This window comes from Hymenobacter sp. 102 (assembly GCF_049949205.1).
In the GTDB taxonomy this organism is placed as follows: Bacteria; Bacteroidota; Bacteroidia; order Cytophagales; family Hymenobacteraceae; genus Hymenobacter.
The window spans coordinates 616854-635347 of sequence record NZ_CP188172.1 but is presented as its reverse complement, the minus strand read 5'-3'; the positions used below and the strand labels follow the sequence as shown (position 1 = coordinate 635347).

The following is an 18494-nucleotide window of genomic DNA, read 5'->3' as shown; positions in this document are numbered from 1 at the left end:
AGTATCATTGCAGGTCCATTCCTGATTTTGTCTTGCTGCAGCTATGCCTACAACTGCTTTTCCTACTGAGCACCCCCTGATTACGCGCACCGCCGAGTTTATCCGCGAAAAATTCCTGCACGAAGGCTCCGGCCACGACTGGGCCCACATCCGCCGGGTGTGGCTGGTGGCCCGTGGGCTGGCGCAGGGTACGCCCGGGGCCGATGCGCTGGTGACGGAGCTGGGTGCGCTGCTGCACGACGTGGCCGACTGGAAGTTCCACGACGGTGATGAGGAGGCCGGGCCCCGGGCGGCCCGGCAGTGGCTGGAAAGCCAGCAGGCCCCGTCGGAGGTCATTGCGCGGGTAGAAGCCATCATCCGCGAAATCAGCTTCAAGGGCCTGGGGGTGGCCACGCCCATGAGTTCCATTGAGGGCGAGCTGGTGCAGGATGCCGACCGCCTCGACGCCATCGGGGCCATTGGGGTGGCCCGGGCCTTTGCCTACGGGGGGCACAAAGGCCGGCCCCTGCACGACCCCGCCGTACCGCCCGTCACGCACGCCACCTTCGAGAGCTACAAGCAGAACACGGCGCCCACCATCAACCACTTCTACGAGAAGCTGCTGCACCTGCGCGAGCGGCTCAATACCCCCGCCGCCCGCCGGGTAGCTGAGGAGCGCCACGGCTTCATGGAGCAGTTTCTCGCGCAGTTTCTGCGTGAGTGGGACGGGCAGGACGTGGCCCACCGCTAATTCCTATCTTTACCCCATGCGTTTTTCTCTTCCGTTTTCCCGGCTGCTGCTGCCGGTGTTGGGGCTGCTGCTGGTAAGCTCCTGCCGCACCTGTCCCATTGAGTCCTGCCACACCCGCAAGGTGCACCTGCACGGCGGCAACAAGTTTCGCGGGCAGCCGCTGTGGAAGAAGCAGAACCCGGCCATCGGCGAAAAAATCAAGGTGCACAAGCAGGAAACCGGCAAGCATTCCAACGACCGGAGTAAGACCCTGAAATAGGCCCGAAATTGGGTTTTTAGCTAGGTAAAGCGGGTTTTTATGCCTATCTTGCAGGCTTAACGAAGTTCACTCTCACGGGCCTGGAAGCTCCTTTTTGCGGAGCGCCCCGGCCGACTACATGCTCCCTATGGCGGAAGGCGAAAAGATCATTCCGATAAACATTGAAGATGAGATGCGTGGGGCCTACATCGACTACTCGATGTCGGTTATCATCTCCCGGGCCCTGCCCGATGTGCGCGACGGCCTCAAACCCGTGCACCGGCGCGTACTCTACGGTATGTCCGAGCTGGGCGTATCCTACAACAAATCCTATAAGAAGAGTGCCCGTATCGTGGGGGAGGTGCTCGGAAAGTACCACCCCCACGGCGACTCCTCGGTGTACGACACCATGGTGCGTATGGCCCAGGACTGGAGCCTGCGCTATCCGCTGGTTGATGGTCAGGGGAACTTCGGCAGCATCGACGGCGACTCACCGGCCGCTATGCGTTACACTGAAGCCCGCCTCAAGCGCCTGGCCGACGAAATGCTGGGCGACCTGGACAAGGAAACCGTGGACTTCCAGCCCAACTTCGACGACTCCCTGGAGGAGCCGTCGGTGATGCCGGCCAAGTTCCCGAACCTGCTGGTTAATGGCACCACTGGTATTGCCGTGGGCATGGCCACCAACATGGCCCCCCACAACCTCACCGAGGTAGTGGACGGCATCGTGGCCTACTTGGCCAACCCCGACATCACCATTGCCGAGCTGATGGAGCACGTAACGGCTCCTGACTTTCCCACCGGCGGCATCATCTACGGCTACGAGGGCGTGAAACAGGCCTTCGAAACCGGCCGCGGCCGGGTGGTAATGCGCGCCAAAGCCCACTTCGAAACCACCGCTTCCGGCAAGGAGCAGATTGTCGTGACCGAAATTCCCTACATGGTGAACAAGGCCTCGATGATTGAGAAAACCGCCGGCCTCATCAACGAGAAGAAAATCGAGGGCATTGCCGATTTGCGCGACGAATCGGACCGGGACGGGATGCGCATTGTGTACGACCTGAAGCGCGACGCCATGCCTACGGTGGTGCTGAACAACCTGTTCAAGTACACCCAGCTGCAGTCGTCCTTCGGCGTGAACAACGTGGCCCTGGTGAAAGGCCGCCCCATGACGCTCAACCTCAAGGATCTGATCCACCACTTCGTGGAGCACCGGGCCGACGTGGTGGTGCGCCGCACCCGCTACGAGCTGGCCGAAGCCCAGAAGCGCGCCCACATCCTGGAAGGCCTGCTGATTGCCCTCGACCACCTCGACGAAGTAATTGCCCTGATCCGCGCGTCCCGCGACGGAGACGTGGCCCGCGCCCAGCTGATTGAGCGGTTCTCGTTGAGTGAGGTGCAGGCCCGCGCCATCCTGGATATGCGTCTGCAGCGCCTCACGGGCCTGGAGCGCGATAAGCTGGTGCAGGAATATAACGACCTGATGCAGCTCATTGACCACCTCAAGGCGGTACTGGCTTCCGAGGACATGCAGCGCGACATCATCCGCCAGGAGCTCGTAGATATCAAGGACCGTTACGGTGACGCCCGTCGCACCAGCATCGAGTACGCCGGCGGCGACTTCTCGATGGAGGATATGATTGCCGACGAGAGCATGGTGATTACCATCTCCCGTGAGGGCTATATCAAGCGCACCGCGCTGGATGAGTACAGGGCGCAGGGTCGGGGAGGAGTAGGGGCCCGCGGGGCCGCTTCCAAGCAGGACGACTTCACGGAGCACCTGTTCGTGGCCACCACTCACGAGTACCTGCTGTTCTTCACCGAAGCCGGCCGTGTGTTTTGGCTGAAAGTGTACGAAGTGCCCGAAGGCGGCAAGAACACCAAGGGCCGGCCCATTCAAAACCTCATCGAAATTCCCCGCGAAGACTCGGTGCGCTCCGTGCTGAACGTGCGCGGCCTGCGCGACCCGGACTACCTCGACAATACCTTCCTGATGTTCTGCACCGAGCAGGGCACCGTGAAGAAAACCCCGCTGGAGGCCTACTCGCGGCCCCGTACCGCCGGCATCAACGCCATTACCATCAACGAGGGCGACCGGCTGCTCGACGTGCAACTGCTCAACGGCAACTCCGAGGTGGTACTAGCCCTACGTTCCGGTCGGGCCGTGCGCTTTCCCGAGGAGAAAGTGCGCTCCATGGGCCGCACGGCCGCCGGGGTGCGCGGTATCACCTTGTCGGAGGAAATGGCCGACGACCGGGTAGTGGGCATGGTGTGCATCGACAAGGACAGCCAGGATGAGCTGCTGGTAGTTTCCGAAAACGGCTACGGCAAGCGCAGCCCGCTGGAGGAATACCGCATCACCAACCGCGGCGGCAAAGGCGTGCGCGCCATGAAGCTGACGGACAAAACCGGGCAGCTGGTGACCATTAAGGCCGTCAACGACGCCGACGACCTGATGATCATCAACAAGTCGGGCATTACCATCCGCCTGCGGATGAGCGAGCTGCGCAGCATCGGGCGGGCTACCCAGGGCGTGCGGCTGCTGAAAATCAGCTCCGGCGACGAGATTTCCTCCGTGGCGAAAGTGGCGACCGAGGAAAAGGACGCCGAGTCGGAACTGGACTTGCTGCCCGGGGAAACCAACGGATCCGGTCCGGACGGGGAGGAGCATTCCGCCACCCCGGACACCGACCTCAACGACCTGACGGACCCGGATTTCATCAGTGCTAATTAACTTGCGGCGGCAGAACTCGGAAACGGGTTCTGCCGTTTGTCTTGCAATTCCTTTCACTTACACCTGTAATTCTTCAGCAAAACTCCCATGAAGAAGCTTGTTTTGACGCTCGTAGCAGCGGCGGCCCTGCACACGGCCTCCGCTCAGAATTCTGCCGTAACGAATGCCATTCTGTATCAGAAGCAAGGCACGCTGGATAAAGCCCGCACGGAAATCGACAAGGCCATCACCCACGAGAAGACCCAGGGTAAAGCCAAAACCTGGTACACCCGGGGTGAAATCTACGAAGGCATTGTAGCCAGCCCCATCTACGGCAAAACGATGCCCGCCACGGAGGCTACCAAAACGGCTTTCGAGTCGTACTCCAAGGCCGTAAGCCTGGAAGGTAAAGACAGCGAGTACGGCAAAATGGCCACGGCCAAGCTCGACGGCCTGTACGGTCTGACCTTGAACTCCGGAGTGGAAAGCTACAACGGCAAGGATTTCGCCAAGGCGATTGACTCGTATAAAATGGCTCAGCAGATCCGTCCTCAGGATTCAACGGCCTATCTGTACGCGGCGTATGCTGCGGAGGCCAACCAGGACTTCACTGGCGCCAAGGAAATGTACGGCAAGCTGCAGGGCATTGGCTACAAGTCGCCCCAGATGTATGGCCGTCTGCTGCAGATTGCCCGTCAGGAAAAGGATGATGCAGCTGCTTTGAAAGTTGTGCAGGATGCCCGGGCGGCGTTTCCCTCTAACAAGGGATTCATGCTGGAGGAGCTGAATATGGATATCAGCGCTGGGCGTAGTGCTCAGGCCCTGGCCAAAATTGACGCTGCCATTGCGGCGGATCCTAAGAATGCCAACCTTTACGCCGTAAAAGGTGGGCTGTTGGACGCCACCAAGCAGTCGGCTCAAGCAATGGAGGCCTACAAAAAGGCGGTTGAGGTAGAGCCGAATAATTTTGACGCAAACTTTAACCTTGGGGTGTACAACTATAACAAGGGCGCTGATCTGTTCACCAAAGCCAGCAAAATGAGCTTGGCCGAATATCAGAAAAGCGGTAAGAAGTTTGAGGCTGATGGAAAGAAGTGGTTCCAGGAAGCCATTCCGTATTTTGAAAAAGCCGTCCAGATTCAACCGGATGATCGTTCATCAATTTCTTCTCTGCAGAAAGCATACCTGCGGGTAGGTCGCACGGCTGACGCTGAACGAATGGCTGCTAAACTGGATGCCTCCAAAAAATAAGCACTGTAGGTAAAGTTCTCCAAGAGGGGAGCATCTACTAATTGCTTTATAGGCCGGATAGTATGTCCGGCCTATATTGTGAAATATTACTTAACATAATATAAATTATAAGACAATAAAATACGCTAGGAAATGACTCTTCATAAGTTGTTCTCTGGTTTCACTGTGTGGTGGTGTTCGTGTTCTACAACCAAATAGTCTTTGGGTCTTCGTGGTGCGTTAGCCAGGAGTGTTGTTGCTTTTCTCAAAAGTCACTTATATGCTGTCGCGTTTCATATCCATGGCATAGCGTCCTGTTCGTTGGAGCTGGAAGCTTCGCCCCGCGCCCTGCTTTAATGAGTCGTCTTAAAAAGAATCCATTTCTGAATAGTCACTTGATATAGCTTAAGCAGCTGAAGTTCCTTAGAACGTTGTGCGGATTGTTGCCAGACCATCCGGGCGGTTACTTTGAAGATGACCTAAACCTGTTATGTAAGCGAGTTCGAAGCATCCCGCATCTGGAGTTGCGCAAATTGGGTCCTGCTATTCTGTTATGAATTGTTCATGCTCACTGTGGCTGACTTTAATGAGTTTCTTCTAATTAAGCCTATTACTGATGGGTGATTTGCATCAGGGTAGTTCATGGATTAGGAACTATAAAACGGGCCACTCTCCTATTCTGCCTTACTGTTGTGAAGTCACGCATGCCGACTTCCGAGAAAGTGCTATATGAAATCAAGGTCTGGTAACGCTGTATATAAGCCATATGGGCAGACTTTTCTTGGAGTGGCAACTCTTCTATAATAATCCGAGATATGAGCGTAACGGGGCCAATACAGGCCCCGACAGGAGTCTAGCTGCCCGTCCCGACCCGGATAAATAAAAAGAGGGTATTTAAATTAATAATGGTACTGTTAAAGCAATAAGGAAGAGAATTATAAAGCATAGGCATTAAAAGTACATAAAAGTACAAAAAGTTATAAATAGTTTTACTTTTATATACTTTATACTACTTTTTTGTACTTTTATTCTTTGTGTTTATTTTTCTACTCTTTATATTTACTTCTCCATCCTCCACTTCTTTTTATGCCAAAGACTATTGACTATCCCCGCACCTCTTATGCTGGTGCTTGGGAAGTAGCTGAAGTAGTTGACGATACTGGTGGCAAGTGCGCCATCGATACTGCTGCTCGTAAATTGAACCGAAAAGTCAGTGGCTCATTTAAGGCCATCATTGGCTCTGCCGTTAAATTCGGTTTGCTTACCAGCAAACGGGAGTTCCTGACAACTACGAACCTGTTTCGCCGGATAAAGCATGCTTATGACAAACAGGAAGAACGCATATACCACCGGGAGGCCTTTTTGCATCCGCCGATGTTCAACCAGATTTGTCGCAAATTCCGCAACCGGGAACTACCGGTGCACATGTTTGATGTAATGCTCATTCGGGAGTTTGGAGTTGAAGAGATAAATGCTCAGAGTGTTGCCAAAGCCTTCCTTGATGGGGCCCGAATGGCTGGTATTCTCGACGAGAACAACATCATTGCCGACATTGATCAGCTGGCTGCCCAGCAGACACCACGCAAGGAATTAAGTAGCGGTGAAATGCCTCCTAATCTGTTCCGGGGAGGCACGGGTGCCCCTTCCGTAACATCGGGTGCTGGCTCCGCTCCTATTTCCTCCGGTAGTATATCTTCCCCCGTAACTCTTATACCTCCCGTACCCGCACCAACGCGTACTCTGGATGCTGTGTCGAGTTTATTTGGGTTGGATACCGATGATCTGGAAGACTCTCCCTCTGTGGCCGATGAACTAGCTGTACCCCTCAGCGGCCCGGAGGCCATCTTTGTACCACCCCTACCTGTTTCCGCACATCACGCCCCGGCTTCCACGCCCACAACTGCTGCAGAACCTGCCACCGCGGCCGGCCCAAGCCAAGCAGTGGCCCTCCCGATGCCTACGGCCTTACCTCATCTGCCAGTTCCCCGAGACACTGGTGTTGAGCCGGAACTGACATTCGCTATCCGCATTCAGGGCCCCGGACTAGATACCCACCTCACTATTCAGGAAGCGGATGATTTAGCGGTGGTTGAGGCTTTGCTGAAGCAGATCCGTCGGCGCCTGTCTTCCTGATTCTCCTAATTCTGGCCCCCTTATTACACAGATAAGCCGTTGAGGGACGACGTAATCATATCGTCGTCCCTCAACGGCTTACTGCTTTACAGCATCCAGCTTATACAAGACAAACCGGTTGGTTTATAATTATGTTAATCAAATATTTTACATAACCCACTTATTAACAGTAAGTAATGCTTCTGTTTGCTGAAATATCAAATTGGATCCAAACGGCATATCAGCCAGTAGCCTGATTTCTCATCCCGGCCAAGGTAGAAGCTGTCCGGCTGGCTGATCCTGACCCGACGCTCCCAGCCAGCCGGCAGTTTCTTTTGGATGGATGAGCCAGCCACTACCACCACTCTGCCCGGGAGTGCCGCCAGGGAGCTATCAGTGGGGTGCCAGATGGGTACCGCCCGCCCGGCCGCCCACACCTGTTTCACGTGCATGGTATCCAGACTGTACCACCGGGAAACCCCGGCATACGCCGACTTCCCCCCCACGCTCTCCATGCGCGGCAGACTGGCAGTGGCCTTGCGGGCCTCCCACACCGGATACACGGGCATCAGTAATCCCGTAACGGCACCCGTGACGAGCAGCGTGGCTCCCACCAGCCTAACCGGGCGCACGCCTCGCACCACGTGCACAATCAGCCCCCCCGCTACTCCTCCGAATACCAGGCTCACCAGCATAAACCGAAAGGTCCCGACTTCAAACCCGGACAGGGACACCCACCCCAATGCCACTGGCAGCGCGGCGCATACGGCCGCCAGCAGTCCTCCCCAGCTTTTAAGCAACCACCCATCGGTCCGGGACCACTCCCGGACCGGGCGGCTTTCCCAGTAGCGCAGCAGCCCGGCAATCAGCAGGGCCAGCGGTGGCATCAACGGGAGCATGTACCGTTCTTTCTTCTCGGGCACCACACTCAGCAGCACCAGCCCCCCCAACACCCACGCCAAGGCAACACCGTACGGAATAAAGGCCCGCAGCCGGGGCCGGGCGTAAGTGGTGACCAGTGAGGCCAGGGCTACCAAAGCCCACAATCCGGTAAAGGCAAAGAACGACCAGTAGTACCAGAACGGCTGCACGTGCCGGTCGGCCCAGGAGGAGACTTCGGTACGGGCAACTGCCCGGGCTACGGGAGCCACGTGGGCCCAGACATATACCGGCCAGCTCAGCCCCACGACCAGAGCCACCAGCACGGCCAGCATGGTAGCGGCCGTGTGCTGCCTTACCACCTGCCGGTGGCGGGGCTGGCCCAGCAGGTAGGCCCCCAGAAAGGGCACTAGGATTCCGTACAGGGGCACCGGGCCTTTGCTGAGCATTGCCAGTCCCACGAGCACCCCGGCCCCGAAGAGGCTGCCGGTACCCGCGCCTACGCGCTGCCAGCCGCGCACCAGCAGCCACACCCCTCCTATCAGCAGGCTATTGGCAAAAATATCCCATTGTCCTTCCCGCCCGGTGGTAATCACCAGCAGGCTGCTGGCCAGCACCAGGGCCGCCAGCCAAGCCGTGCGCCCGGGGGCCGCACCTTCGGCGGGCTGGTGTCGGGTGAGTTCCCGCACCAGCCCCCAGAAGAACAAAACCAACAAGGTAGCCGCCAGCGCAGCCGGGAGCCGCAGCAAACCTAAATCGGCCGTGGGACCGGTAAACAGCTGTACCGCGGCCACGGCCCAGGTAGGCAGCGGGGGCTTAGCCAGGCGTAATTCCCCGTTCATGGTCGGAATCAGCCAGGAGCCCCCCGCCACCATTTCGCGAGCAGCTACAAAATTGCGGGACTCCATCAGGCTCACGGCCGGAGCATCTCCGTGGATAAAGAAACTGCTTCCGCACACCACCAGCACGGCCAGCAGCCGGCCCCAGCGCGACTGCGCCAGTTGTTGTAGTATCATAAGGGAGGGAATGAATAGGCGCTGCCCCCGCTTACCGCAGCCGGGGGCTACCGCAAAGAAACAATCCGCCGGGCAACACGGCGTGCTAGCGGCGCAAAGCTGCCCGCAGCTGCCGGACGTTATCGACTTCGTAGGCGTCCGGGCCGGTGGCAACTACCCGCCGGACGGCCCGAGCGGAGCGGCCACCAAACACTACCACTTCCCGCCCCAGCGCATGCAGCTCGGCCGACCGCTCGGGCGTGATCTTATCCTTGTGCAGCACCGCCACCCGCACGCCGGGCTGTTGCTGCAGCGTAGCCAGATCGGTTGCGTAGGTAGCATTCATTTCCAGCCCCAGTGGCACCTGCGGCAGCAGTGTGGCCAAATAAGCCAATGTGCTGGCCCGGTTAGTCAGGATCAGTACCCGGTCGAGGGGCACCTGGTAGCGGGTTAGCAGCTCCCGCAACCGGCGGGCCAGGGCCTGGCTGCGGGCGGTATCATGGGCATTGCAGTCGTCGTCCTCATGCAAATCCAGGTGCAGGTACGGGAACCGGGGCTGCTGACGCAACTGCTGCAACAGGGTTTCCAGCGTCAGTAGTTTCTCGTGCTGCAGCCAGTCGTGGGGCCAGCCGCCCCGGTAGCGCAGCCGGGTGAGCTCGGCGGCCGGGGTCTGGCTCACGCAGCCCGTGCCAATGGTCATGGAGGCGAGAGCATTATCGTGGTAAAGCACCGGAATACTGTCCTGGCTGAGCCGCACATCCACTTCTACCCCATCTGCACCCCGGTGCAGGGCCCGGCGGATGCCGCGCAGGCTACTGGGCGGCAGGGAATTGAAAAAGTGAAAAAAGCCAGACCCGGCATGTCCGATAACCAGCGTTGCCCGGGCGGGGGCCGTCGGCGCAACGGGTTCGTCGGCGGCCCCCGCCCGGGCCGCTGGAGCCGGCAGGCCCCCCAGGGCCAGTACCCCGCACCAGAAAAGAGTAGAACAGCGCAGGCGCATACACAGAGGATAAAAACAGTACCAGGCCCCGGGCCCCCGCAGCCTCGCCAAGCGGAAAACAGCTCCGGCGCAGCAGCATTCTCCCTATACGGAGGATAACCGGCGGCGGGTAATTCCGTTTACCTTTGCGCCCCCACCCTCACGGACACTGTTCTTCTACTCTCTTTTTCCCCTGCATCTCACGCATGGCATCCATTCTGGTAACGGGCTGCGCGGGCTTTATCGGCTCGCATCTGGCCGAGCGCCTGCTCCACGACGGGCACCGCGTAGTAGGCCTGGATAACTTCGACCCCTTCTATTCCCAGGCCCAGAAGCAACAGAACCTGGCCGCCTGCCTGGCCCACCCCCGCTTCAGCTTTCACGAAGCCGATTTACGCCGGGGGCTGGATGCGCTGGTGGATTCGCTGCCCGCCGACCCCGTTGAGGTGGTCGTACACCTGGCGGCCAAGGCTGGCGTCGGCCCCTCGGTGCAGGATCCCATCGGCTACCTGGAAAACAACGTGCTCGGCACTACTCACCTGCTGGAATGGATGCGCCTGCGCGACATTAGCAAGCTGTTTTTTGCCTCCTCGTCCTCCGTGTACGGCAACACCCGGGAGCAGCCCTTCCGGGAGGAGCAGAACCTGCAGGCGGCCTGCATCTCGCCCTACGCCGCTTCTAAGCTCAGTGGCGAGCAGCTCACCTACACTTATCACCACCTCTACGGGCTGGATGTGCTCAATGCCCGGTTTTTCACCGTGTACGGCCCCCGGCAGCGCCCCGACCTGGCTATTCATAAGTTTGTGCGCCTCCTGCAGGACGGACAGCCCATTCCCGTGTACGGCGACGGCAGCACGGCCCGCGACTATACCTTCGTGTTGGATACCGTGGATGGCATTGCCCGGGGCGTGGAATATCTGCTGCGGCACCAGGGCGTGTACGAAACCGTAAACCTGGGCAACAGCCGGCCGGTAGCCTTGCTGGACTTGATTGCCGCCGTAGGCCAGGCCGTGGGCATAGCCCCTGAACTGACATTCCAGCCCATGCAGGCCGGCGACGTGGACATCACCTACGCTGACATCAGCAAGGCCCAGCGGCTGCTGGGCTACGCCCCAAAAACTACCTTATCCGATGGATTGGCCCGCTTCGTGCAGTGGCTTGACCAGCCCCTGCTACCAGCCAGAGCCGTGGTAGACAGTAAATTTTAGCGGGGCGGCGCACCAATTTTTTTCAAACCCCGTACATTTGCCTGGAGCAGCAAGCGGCTGCTTACCAAAATAGGGGGCTGAGCCCCAGGCCCCGCCCCCTATCCGAACTGTTACTTGTGGGTAAGCAGCGGCAGCAGCCACTCTTTTACCACAAACAACGCCACCTGCAGCAGCAGGGACTTGTTCTCCCGAAGAAACCGACGGACGGTTTGCTTCGGGTTCGTACGCACCTTTCTCATGGAGTAAGAAGATAGGGTGTGTATTCACCCGCTTCTTGAAACCCCGATTGCGCCAACAGTCGGGGTTTCGCCGTTTATAGGCTACCGTGTTGGCGGGGTGTTTACCGTACGCTTGATTCAAAGATACACACGCATTTCGGGCCGACAACGACCCCTACACCCGGTTTTTAGGGTCTGTACACAGCAAACAAGCGGGAGCGGAACTATTAGCCCCGCTCCCGCTTGTTTTATCACCCGTATCTTATCTACCGAACTGGTGCTCTGAGTTCATCAGTAGCCGTGCGGCGCAATTCGCGGCGCAGCAGCACAATGTTGCGGGCGTATACCACCGTGCCGAATACGTTGCCAATAATGAGCACGGCGTCCCAGCGCAAAAAGGCGTACACCAGAATCAGCACCGAACCCACGAAGCTAATCACCCAGAAGCTCAGGGGCAGCGTGGATTCGCCCTTGCGCTCGGAGTACAGCCACTGGTACACGAAGCGCAGCAGGAAAATGGTTTGCCCCACGGCCCCCAGTGCCAGCAGCCCGCCCGGAATGCGGCTGCCCAGCATGGCCCGCAGGCTGAAGTGCTGGTTGCCGGCCACAAACCACGCCAGCATGGCTACCGGAAACACGTAGGCCCCGGCCCGGAACCACGGGTTCAGCTTACGCCATTCGCCCAGCAGCTGCAGGTTGCGGATGTAGATGGCGTAGCTGATGACCTGCGCCCCCAGAATCACCGGGTCGTGGCGCAGGATACCGTACACAATCATCAGAAACGAGGAAATCAGGCTGATCTGCCAGAACAAGGTGGGCACCAATACCCGCTTGGCCCGCTCGCTCTGAATCCACTGCAGCACAATGCGGCTGGAAAACAACAGCTGCGACACCAGCCCAATGCCCAGGGCAACGGTTTGCGTTGTCATAGCGCCTCGGGGTTACTGGGCGGCAGCCACGCCGGCATCCTGGCGGTGGGCCTCCCCGATTTCGTAGTTCTTCCAGCGGCTGCGGATCCAGCGGAACCCGAATGTATCCACCAGCGGCTTCCAGGCCCGGTTCCAGAGGTTGTACTTGGCCGTACCCGCGAAGCGCGGGAAGTGGCGCACCGGCAGCTGCTTTACCCGGCCGCCCTGCAGCTGCACCAGCGCCCCCAGGAAGCGGTGCATGCCATGGAACAGCGGAATGCGGCGGGCATGCTCGGTTTTGATGATTTTCAGCGGGCAGCCCGTATCCTGAATACCGTCGTTGATGAGCGTGCGGCGCACGGTGTTGGCCACCAGCGACGACATCTTCTTCACGAACGTATCCTGCCGCTTGGCCCGGATGCCGTTCACCATGTCGAACTCCGGAAAGAACTCGAAAAAGGTCAGGAAATCGAGCGGGGTGGTCTGGATGTCGGAGTCGATGTAGCCGATGAGCGTGGTGCGGGCGTGGTCGATACCGGCTTTCACGGCGGTGCTCAGGCCCCGGTTCTGGCTTAGGCTGATGAACTCATACTGCGGCTTCTGGCGGCACACGTCGCGCAGAATGGCCAGGGAACCGTCGGTAGAGCCGTCGTTAACGAACAGCACGGTGGTCGGCACCGGCGTTTCGGCCAGAAACTTGTCCATCTCCACCACAAACTGCCCCAGGCTTTCTTCTTCGTTATAGACGGGTACCAATACCGTCAGACTTTGGGAGGCAAGGTAGGCAGCGCGGTCGGGAGCAGCAGACATAGAAACAGAGGGGTAAAACGGGGCGCAAGGTACGCAAGGTTTCGGGCACGGTACCTGCCCATACGCAAAAGCGGCCGAACGGATGGCAGCATCTTTTGCTCGTCAGTTATATATATTGCTATAAACATTACGTTAGCGCAAGCAAATCCAATCGACACTATCTATAACAGGCATATGGCAACCGTCAGCCCTTATGTTATCCCAAACACAACAATACTAACCCTCCTGATTGGCCTCGCTAGTCAAACCCAGGCTCAGCAGCTCTCTTTAGACCTCCAGATAGGCGGTCAGTATGCGTATGCGGAAGGAGGACATTTCGGGGTAGGCAAACGACCCTTCAAAGGACATGCGTTCCTGCTAAATCCGTTTTTAGCCCCTATGGTTCGCTTACAACTACAAAATGACACTGGCATTTCATTCGGTTACTCGGGCGGGGCACTAGGATGGGGCTATACACTCCAGATACCTAAAGCACAAAGCAACGGAGCATACGGAGGAGCTTACGCTGGCCGTGCTGTCGGAGTCTATCTTGACCGACTTCCCTTGCTGGTGAGTCGGCCCGTGGCGCGTTTTGATTTTCAACCCTTACCTACCGCAGCCGAGCAATACGTGTACAGTATCCGTATAGACGCCTTTGCGGGCGGCGGGATGAACTACGTTCGTGGCTTTTGTCAGACATGTAACCTGAGTGCCGGTTTTGTATCGCCTCAGGATACCATTGTGTTTCGTCAGCAGCCCAGTATTATCCGGCATTGGGGCGCATTTCTCACCGCCGGGGCCACGGCCCGATTTTACCGTTTGGGCCGGGAACGTTTCAACATTAGCCTGTTTCTAAATCAGGGATTAACAACGATGATGCGGGTACCGGTACAATACACTTATAATTCCCAGCGGGGAGCCGTAACGCTGTCCGTGCGGGGCTCGGGTATCGGCGTTTTGGCCGCTGTGCCCATTCGTTTAAAGAAATGGAAAAACGCTGCCCGTACCTGATAAGGCACCGGCAGCGTTTCATCTAGCTCAACGAAAAGTAACTACTCCCGCCGCACCCCGCCGGAAATGGTGGTATGGCGCTGCTTGAGCACCTCTACCACGTCTTCCATCGACAGGCCGGAGGCCGTCAGCAGGACCAACAAATGGTACAGGAGGTCAGCAGCTTCGCCTTTCAGGCCTTCAAGGTTGCCACCCACCGCGTCGATGACGGTTTCTACGGCCTCCTCTCCCACTTTCTGGGCGATTTTGGGCATGCCCTTGCTAAACAGCGAGGCGGTGTACGACTTGGGGTCTTCGTCGGGATGCTGGTGGCGGCGCTGCACCAGGCGCTCCAGCTCCGCCACGAAGCTCACGGCCGGGGCCGGGTAGCGCGTCTGCTGGGGCTGCTCAAAGCAGCTGGTGGTACCCCGGTGGCAGGTGGGGCCATCGGGGCGGGCCAGGATGAGCAGCGCGTCCTGGTCACAGTCCTCGTGCTCACTCACCACGGTGAGGTAGTTGCCGGAGGTTTCGCCCTTGGTCCAGAGGCGCTGCTTGGAGCGGGAAAAGAATGTCACGCGGCCCGTCTGGCGGGTCACGCGCTGCGCTTCCTCGTTCTGGTAGCCCAACATGAGCACCTGCCCCGTGTGGGCATCCTGCACAATCACCGGAATCAGCCCATCGGGCATTTTGGCAAAATCCATTTCGTGTTGGTTTTTGGTGGGTGGTTTTTGGTTTTTGGTTGAGGTTCATTTCGATTGTTGGCAACGACTTTCCGCCCCAGGCCAAAAACCAAAAACCAGCCACCAAAAACCAACCAGATTACAGCCGCACGGCAATGCCGTCCTGGCGCAGGTGTTCTTTCAGCTCGCGGATACCGATTTCGCCGAAGTGGAAGATGCTGGCGGCCAGGCCGGCGTCGGCGTGGGCCTGCTGGAATACATTAGTGAAATCCTGCTTGGAGCCGGCGCCGCCCGAGGCTACTACCGGGATGGTTACGGCCCGGCTCACGGCCCCGGTGATGTCCAGCGCGAAGCCGTCCTTGGTGCCGTCGTTGCTCATGGAGGTCAGCAGGATTTCGCCCGCGCCCCGGTCGGCAGCTTCCCGGCACCACTGCACCGCGTCGCGGCCCGTGTTGTGGGTGCCGGCCCGGGTATAGATCTGCCAGTCGTCGGCGTCGTGGTAGCGGGCATCAGCAGCCACCACAATGCACTGGGAGCCGAAGCGGGCCGCCAGCTCGTCAATCAGCTCGGGGCGCGCCAACGCGGCCGAGTTGATGCTTACTTTGTCGGCTCCGTTCATCAGCAGGGCCTCCACATCGGATACGGTGCCGATGCCGCCGCCCACGGTGAACGGAATGTCCAGCTCCCGGGCCACGTCGCGCACCAGGGCTACCAGCGTGGCGCGCTTCTGGTTGGTGGCGGTGATATCGAGGAACACCAGCTCATCGGCCCCCTCGCGGGCGTAGCGGGCAGCCAAAGCCACCGGGTCGCCGGCGTCGCGCAGGCCCTCGAAGCGCACCCCTTTCACAGTGCGCCCGTCCTTCACGTCGAGGCAGGGTATGATTCGTTTGGTTAGCATTGTATTGGTTTTTGGTAGGTGGTTTTTGGTTTTTAGCAGATGTTCGGTAGGGTTTAGTAGCTGTGACGATTCTCGATACTGAGCCATAAACCAAAAACCACCTACCAAAAACCAAAGACTACAGCCAGGGCTGCAGCTGCTCCAGCGTGATAGTGCCTTCGTAGATGGCTTTGCCGATGATGGCTCCGTGCATACCCACGGCGGCCAGGGCCTCCACGTCGGCTAGGGTGGTCACGCCGCCGCTGGCAATGAGGCGGGCGGCGGGCAGCTGCTCGCGCAGCTCGGTGTACGTAGCCAGTGATGGGCCCTGGAGCTTGCCGTCCTTGCTCACGTCGGTGCAGATGAAGGTGGTGGCTCCGCTGGCCAGGTAGCCCTCCACGAACTCCCGCAGGGTCCGCTCGCTCTGCTCGGCCCAGGCGTTGATGGAAATGTGGTTGTCGCGGTAGTCGGCCCCAATGATGATGCGGTCGGCCCCGAACGTGCGGAGCCAGCCATTCACGGTTTCGGGCTCACGCACGGCAATGCTGCCAGCGGTAATCTGCCGGGCCCCGGCGTCGAAGGCCTGGCGTACGGCTTCTTCACTTTGCAGCCCGCCCCCGAAGTCGATGTGCAGGCTGGTGTGGCGGGCAATGCGCTCCAGTACGGGCAGGTTCACGGGGCGCTTGGCGCGGGCCCCGTCGAGGTCCACCAGGTGCAGGCGCTTCACGCCGGCGGCCTCGAAACGTTGGGCCACGGCCAGCGGGTCGGCGTCGTAGGTGGTCTGCTGGGCAAAGTCGCCCTCCGTCAGGCGCACGCACTGGCCGTTGATGAGGTCAATTGCGGGAATTATTTCCATGTTGGGGTCTAATGCTTGGTGCTGATAGCGGATCAAAAGAACGTCATGCTGAGCCTGTCGAAGCATCTCTACCGAGGGTAATCAAATACCACCACAACGAAGTGGTAGAGATGCTTCGACAGGCTCAGCATGACCGTTGTTTTATCACGGGCTTACAGCTTGAGAAAGTTTTCCAGGATGCGGGTGCCGACGGGACCGCTCTTTTCGGTGTGGAACTGCACGGCGTAGAAGTTCTCGTGCTGCACGGCGGCACTGAATGGCGCGGGGTACGAGGCCTCGGCAATGGTGTACTCGCCCACCGGGGCGTAGTAGCTGTGCACGAAGTACACGTAGTCCTCGGCGCTGAGGCCTTCGAACAGCGGACCGCGCAAGGCCTGCAGGTTGTTCCAGCCCATGTGCGGCACTTTGTATTCCGGCGTGGCCGGAAACCGCACCACGTCGAACGGCAGAATCCCGAGCAGTTCGGTGCCGCCACCTTCCTGGGTGTGGCGGCCCAGCAACTGCATGCCTAGGCAGATGCCCAGGAACGGCTGCGTGAGCGTAGGCAGCAACTCATGCAGGCCCTGGGCGCGCAGCTCCCGCATGGCGGAGGCGGCCTCGCCCTCACCCGGGAACAGCACCTTATCGGCCCGGCGAATCACATCGTGGTCGGCCGTGAGCGTGGCCTGCACGCCCAGCCGTTCCAGCGCAAACAGCACCGACTGCACGTTGCCGCCTTTGTAATCTACTATGGCTATTTCCATTTGAACATATCGAGTGAAGGACGTTGCTTTATCTTTTGTTTAAATAAATGTTTAAGGAGGTTTCCCCTTGTAAATCATCATCCTGACTGGAACCGAAAGCCTTGTTACGGTAGCACGAATCGGTGCAAGGTGTAAGGACCTTCGCTTCAGTCAGGATGACAGTTGTGCGTGCAAATCACGTGTAACCAGCTCTTTATCCATTTGTTTAAACAAATGGATAAACTACAAAATGCCTTTCGTACTGGGGATTTCCATGCGGCCGGCGTCGCGCACCAGCGCCATTTTGATGGACTTGGCTACGGCCTTGAAAATGGCTTCGATCTTGTGGTGCTCGTTCTGGCCCTCAGCTTTGATGTTGAGGTTGCAGCGGGCGGCGTCGGAGAAGCTCTTGAAGAAATGGTAAAACATTTCGCAAGGCATATCCCCTACTTTCTCGCGCTTGAACTCGGCATCCCACACAATCCAGGGGCGGCCCGAGAAGTCGATGGCGGCCTGAGCCAGCACGTCGTCCATGGGCAGCAGGAAGCCGTAGCGGGCCAGGCCGCGCTTATCCCCGAGGGCCTGAGTGAAGGCTTCGCCCAAAGCAATGGCCGTGTCCTCGATGGTGTGGTGCTCGTCGATGTGCAGGTCGCCCTGCACCGTGATTTTCATATCCACGCCCGAGTGCTTGCTGAGCTGGTCGAGCATGTGGTCGAAGAAGCCCAGGCCGGTGTGCATCTCGGAGCGGCCGTTGCCGTCGAGGTTCAGCTCGATGCTGATTTTGGTTTCGTTGGTGTCACGTTGTACCACGGCGGTACGGGCGGGCAGCCGCAGAAACTGGTATATTTTCTCCCAGCTCATCGTGGTCAGCGCGGCGCGCTCGTCGCCCTCCCCTTCCGGCTTCAGCAGAATAGACTGGCAGCCCAGGTTCTGGGCCAGCTCCACGTCGGTCAACCGGTCGCCGATGACGAAGGAGTTTCTGAGGTCATAGCCGCTGCCCTCGCCTAGGTACTGAGTGAGCATGCCGGTACCGGGCTTGCGGGTAGGCAGGTTCTCGTGGGAAAAGCTCCGGTCGATATGCTCGCGCACGAACTCCACTCCTTCCGAGCGTAGCACGTCGAGCATCATGGTGTGAGCCGGCCAGAAGGTATCCTCCGGGAAGCTCTCGGTGCCGAGACCGTCCTGGTTGCTCACCAGCACCAGCTCGTAATCCAGCTCGCGGGCAATGCGCGAGAGGCCGGTGATGGCACCGGGCACAAACTGAAATTTTTCCCGCGTCAGCGCGTCCACCTGGAAATCCGTCGGCGGCTCGATGAGGATGGTGCCGTCCCGGTCAATGAAGAGTACTTTTTTCATGAAGAGAATTCTTG

The 18494-nt window shown here is 58.8% G+C and carries 17 protein-coding genes; 7 read left to right on the top strand and 10 right to left on the bottom strand.

Translation table 11 applies throughout. The annotated features are described in order from the left end of the window. Positions 1-43: 43 nt before the first annotated feature. From ACN19L_RS02770 to ACN19L_RS02750, 5 genes are all read left to right on the top strand, one after another. Positions 44-730, top strand: a complete 687-nt coding sequence (locus ACN19L_RS02770) for an HD domain-containing protein (protein WP_426492024.1) — start codon at positions 44-46, stop codon at positions 728-730. Positions 731-746: 16 nt separating this feature from the next. Continuing rightward, positions 747-989, top strand: coding sequence for a hypothetical protein (locus ACN19L_RS02765; protein WP_426492023.1), 243 nt, complete (start codon positions 747-749; stop codon positions 987-989). A gap of 127 nt (positions 990-1116) precedes the next feature. Next, entirely contained in the window at positions 1117-3702 is a 2586-nt protein-coding gene (gyrA, locus tag ACN19L_RS02760) for a DNA gyrase subunit A (RefSeq protein WP_426492022.1), read from the top strand. Between the two features lie 87 nt (positions 3703-3789). Continuing rightward, a complete protein-coding gene (locus ACN19L_RS02755; RefSeq protein WP_426492021.1) occupies positions 3790-4932 on the top strand; it encodes a tetratricopeptide repeat protein in 1143 nt (380 codons plus the stop codon). A gap of 1065 nt (positions 4933-5997) precedes the next feature. After that, positions 5998-7044 (top strand): hypothetical protein, encoded by a 1047-nt coding sequence (locus ACN19L_RS02750; protein WP_426492020.1) that lies wholly within the window; start codon positions 5998-6000, stop codon positions 7042-7044. Positions 7045-7241: 197 nt separating this feature from the next. Here the strand turns inward: ACN19L_RS02750 and ACN19L_RS02745 are convergent, their stop codons facing one another. Further along, on the bottom strand, positions 7242-8918 hold the full coding sequence (locus ACN19L_RS02745) for an ArnT family glycosyltransferase (RefSeq protein ID WP_426492019.1): 1677 nt from the start codon (positions 8916-8918) through the stop codon (positions 7242-7244). Between the two features lie 85 nt (positions 8919-9003). After that, complete coding sequence (locus ACN19L_RS02740; RefSeq protein ID WP_426492018.1) at positions 9004-9897, bottom strand: glycerophosphodiester phosphodiesterase; 894 nt, start codon at positions 9895-9897, stop codon at positions 9004-9006. A gap of 185 nt (positions 9898-10082) precedes the next feature. Between ACN19L_RS02740 and ACN19L_RS02735 the strand changes: the two genes are divergently transcribed. Then, the gene (locus ACN19L_RS02735) at positions 10083-11084 is read left to right on the top strand and encodes a GDP-mannose 4,6-dehydratase (RefSeq protein WP_426492017.1); all 1002 of its coding nucleotides are present in this window, start codon (positions 10083-10085) and stop codon (positions 11082-11084) included. A 110-nt stretch (positions 11085-11194) separates the two neighbouring features. Here the strand turns inward: ACN19L_RS02735 and ACN19L_RS02730 are convergent, their stop codons facing one another. From ACN19L_RS02730 to ACN19L_RS02720, 3 genes are all read right to left on the bottom strand, one after another. Continuing rightward, positions 11195-11323 (bottom strand): hypothetical protein, encoded by a 129-nt coding sequence (locus tag ACN19L_RS02730; protein ID WP_426492016.1) that lies wholly within the window; start codon positions 11321-11323, stop codon positions 11195-11197. A gap of 245 nt (positions 11324-11568) precedes the next feature. Beyond that, on the bottom strand, positions 11569-12231 hold the full coding sequence (locus ACN19L_RS02725) for a lipid-A-disaccharide synthase N-terminal domain-containing protein (protein ID WP_426492015.1): 663 nt from the start codon (positions 12229-12231) through the stop codon (positions 11569-11571). A gap of 12 nt (positions 12232-12243) precedes the next feature. Beyond that, complete coding sequence (locus ACN19L_RS02720; RefSeq protein WP_426492014.1) at positions 12244-13020, bottom strand: glycosyltransferase; 777 nt, start codon at positions 13018-13020, stop codon at positions 12244-12246. Positions 13021-13194: 174 nt separating this feature from the next. Between ACN19L_RS02720 and ACN19L_RS02715 the strand changes: the two genes are divergently transcribed. After that, entirely contained in the window at positions 13195-14010 is an 816-nt protein-coding gene (locus ACN19L_RS02715) for a hypothetical protein (RefSeq protein WP_426492013.1), read from the top strand. A gap of 41 nt (positions 14011-14051) precedes the next feature. Here ACN19L_RS02715 and hisIE read toward each other — a convergent pair whose 3' ends face one another. The 5 genes from hisIE to hisB all read right to left on the bottom strand — a co-directional run bounded on the left by hisIE (position 14052) and on the right by hisB (position 18480). Further along, positions 14052-14690 (bottom strand): bifunctional phosphoribosyl-AMP cyclohydrolase/phosphoribosyl-ATP diphosphatase HisIE, encoded by a 639-nt coding sequence (hisIE, locus tag ACN19L_RS02710; protein ID WP_426492012.1) that lies wholly within the window; start codon positions 14688-14690, stop codon positions 14052-14054. Between the two features lie 118 nt (positions 14691-14808). Further along, on the bottom strand, positions 14809-15567 hold the full coding sequence (hisF, locus tag ACN19L_RS02705; protein WP_426492011.1) for an imidazole glycerol phosphate synthase subunit HisF: 759 nt from the start codon (positions 15565-15567) through the stop codon (positions 14809-14811). A 118-nt stretch (positions 15568-15685) separates the two neighbouring features. Beyond that, positions 15686-16402, bottom strand: a complete 717-nt coding sequence (gene hisA, locus ACN19L_RS02700; protein ID WP_426492010.1) for a 1-(5-phosphoribosyl)-5-[(5-phosphoribosylamino)methylideneamino]imidazole-4-carboxamide isomerase — start codon at positions 16400-16402, stop codon at positions 15686-15688. Positions 16403-16554: 152 nt separating this feature from the next. Then, positions 16555-17145, bottom strand: a complete 591-nt coding sequence (gene hisH / locus ACN19L_RS02695; protein WP_426492009.1) for an imidazole glycerol phosphate synthase subunit HisH — start codon at positions 17143-17145, stop codon at positions 16555-16557. 222 nt (positions 17146-17367) lie between these two features. Continuing rightward, positions 17368-18480 (bottom strand): bifunctional histidinol-phosphatase/imidazoleglycerol-phosphate dehydratase HisB, encoded by a 1113-nt coding sequence (hisB, locus tag ACN19L_RS02690; protein WP_426492008.1) that lies wholly within the window; start codon positions 18478-18480, stop codon positions 17368-17370. Positions 18481-18494: the final 14 nt, after the last annotated feature.

Bases quoted from the DNA above. Each gene is read 5' to 3' on its own strand.
- ACN19L_RS02770 (WP_426492024.1), top strand. From the start codon at position 44: ATGCCTACAACTGCTTTTCCTACTGAGCACCCCCTGATTACGCGCACC.
- ACN19L_RS02765 (WP_426492023.1), top strand. From the start codon at position 747: ATGCGTTTTTCTCTTCCGTTTTCCCGGCTGCTGCTGCCGGTGTTGGGG.
- gyrA (WP_426492022.1), top strand. From the start codon at position 1,117: ATGGCGGAAGGCGAAAAGATCATTCCGATAAACATTGAAGATGAGATG.
- ACN19L_RS02755 (WP_426492021.1), top strand. From the start codon at position 3,790: ATGAAGAAGCTTGTTTTGACGCTCGTAGCAGCGGCGGCCCTGCACACG.
- ACN19L_RS02750 (WP_426492020.1), top strand. From the start codon at position 5,998: ATGCCAAAGACTATTGACTATCCCCGCACCTCTTATGCTGGTGCTTGG.
- ACN19L_RS02745 (WP_426492019.1), bottom strand. From the start codon at position 8,918: ATGATACTACAACAACTGGCGCAGTCGCGCTGGGGCCGGCTGCTGGCC.
- ACN19L_RS02740 (WP_426492018.1), bottom strand. From the start codon at position 9,897: ATGCGCCTGCGCTGTTCTACTCTTTTCTGGTGCGGGGTACTGGCCCTG.
- ACN19L_RS02735 (WP_426492017.1), top strand. From the start codon at position 10,083: ATGGCATCCATTCTGGTAACGGGCTGCGCGGGCTTTATCGGCTCGCAT.
- ACN19L_RS02730 (WP_426492016.1), bottom strand. From the start codon at position 11,323: ATGAGAAAGGTGCGTACGAACCCGAAGCAAACCGTCCGTCGGTTTCTT.
- ACN19L_RS02725 (WP_426492015.1), bottom strand. From the start codon at position 12,231: ATGACAACGCAAACCGTTGCCCTGGGCATTGGGCTGGTGTCGCAGCTG.
- ACN19L_RS02720 (WP_426492014.1), bottom strand. From the start codon at position 13,020: ATGTCTGCTGCTCCCGACCGCGCTGCCTACCTTGCCTCCCAAAGTCTG.
- ACN19L_RS02715 (WP_426492013.1), top strand. From the start codon at position 13,195: ATGGCAACCGTCAGCCCTTATGTTATCCCAAACACAACAATACTAACC.
- hisIE (WP_426492012.1), bottom strand. From the start codon at position 14,690: ATGGATTTTGCCAAAATGCCCGATGGGCTGATTCCGGTGATTGTGCAG.
- hisF (WP_426492011.1), bottom strand. From the start codon at position 15,567: ATGCTAACCAAACGAATCATACCCTGCCTCGACGTGAAGGACGGGCGC.
- hisA (WP_426492010.1), bottom strand. From the start codon at position 16,402: ATGGAAATAATTCCCGCAATTGACCTCATCAACGGCCAGTGCGTGCGC.
- hisH (WP_426492009.1), bottom strand. From the start codon at position 17,145: ATGGAAATAGCCATAGTAGATTACAAAGGCGGCAACGTGCAGTCGGTG.
- hisB (WP_426492008.1), bottom strand. From the start codon at position 18,480: ATGAAAAAAGTACTCTTCATTGACCGGGACGGCACCATCCTCATCGAG.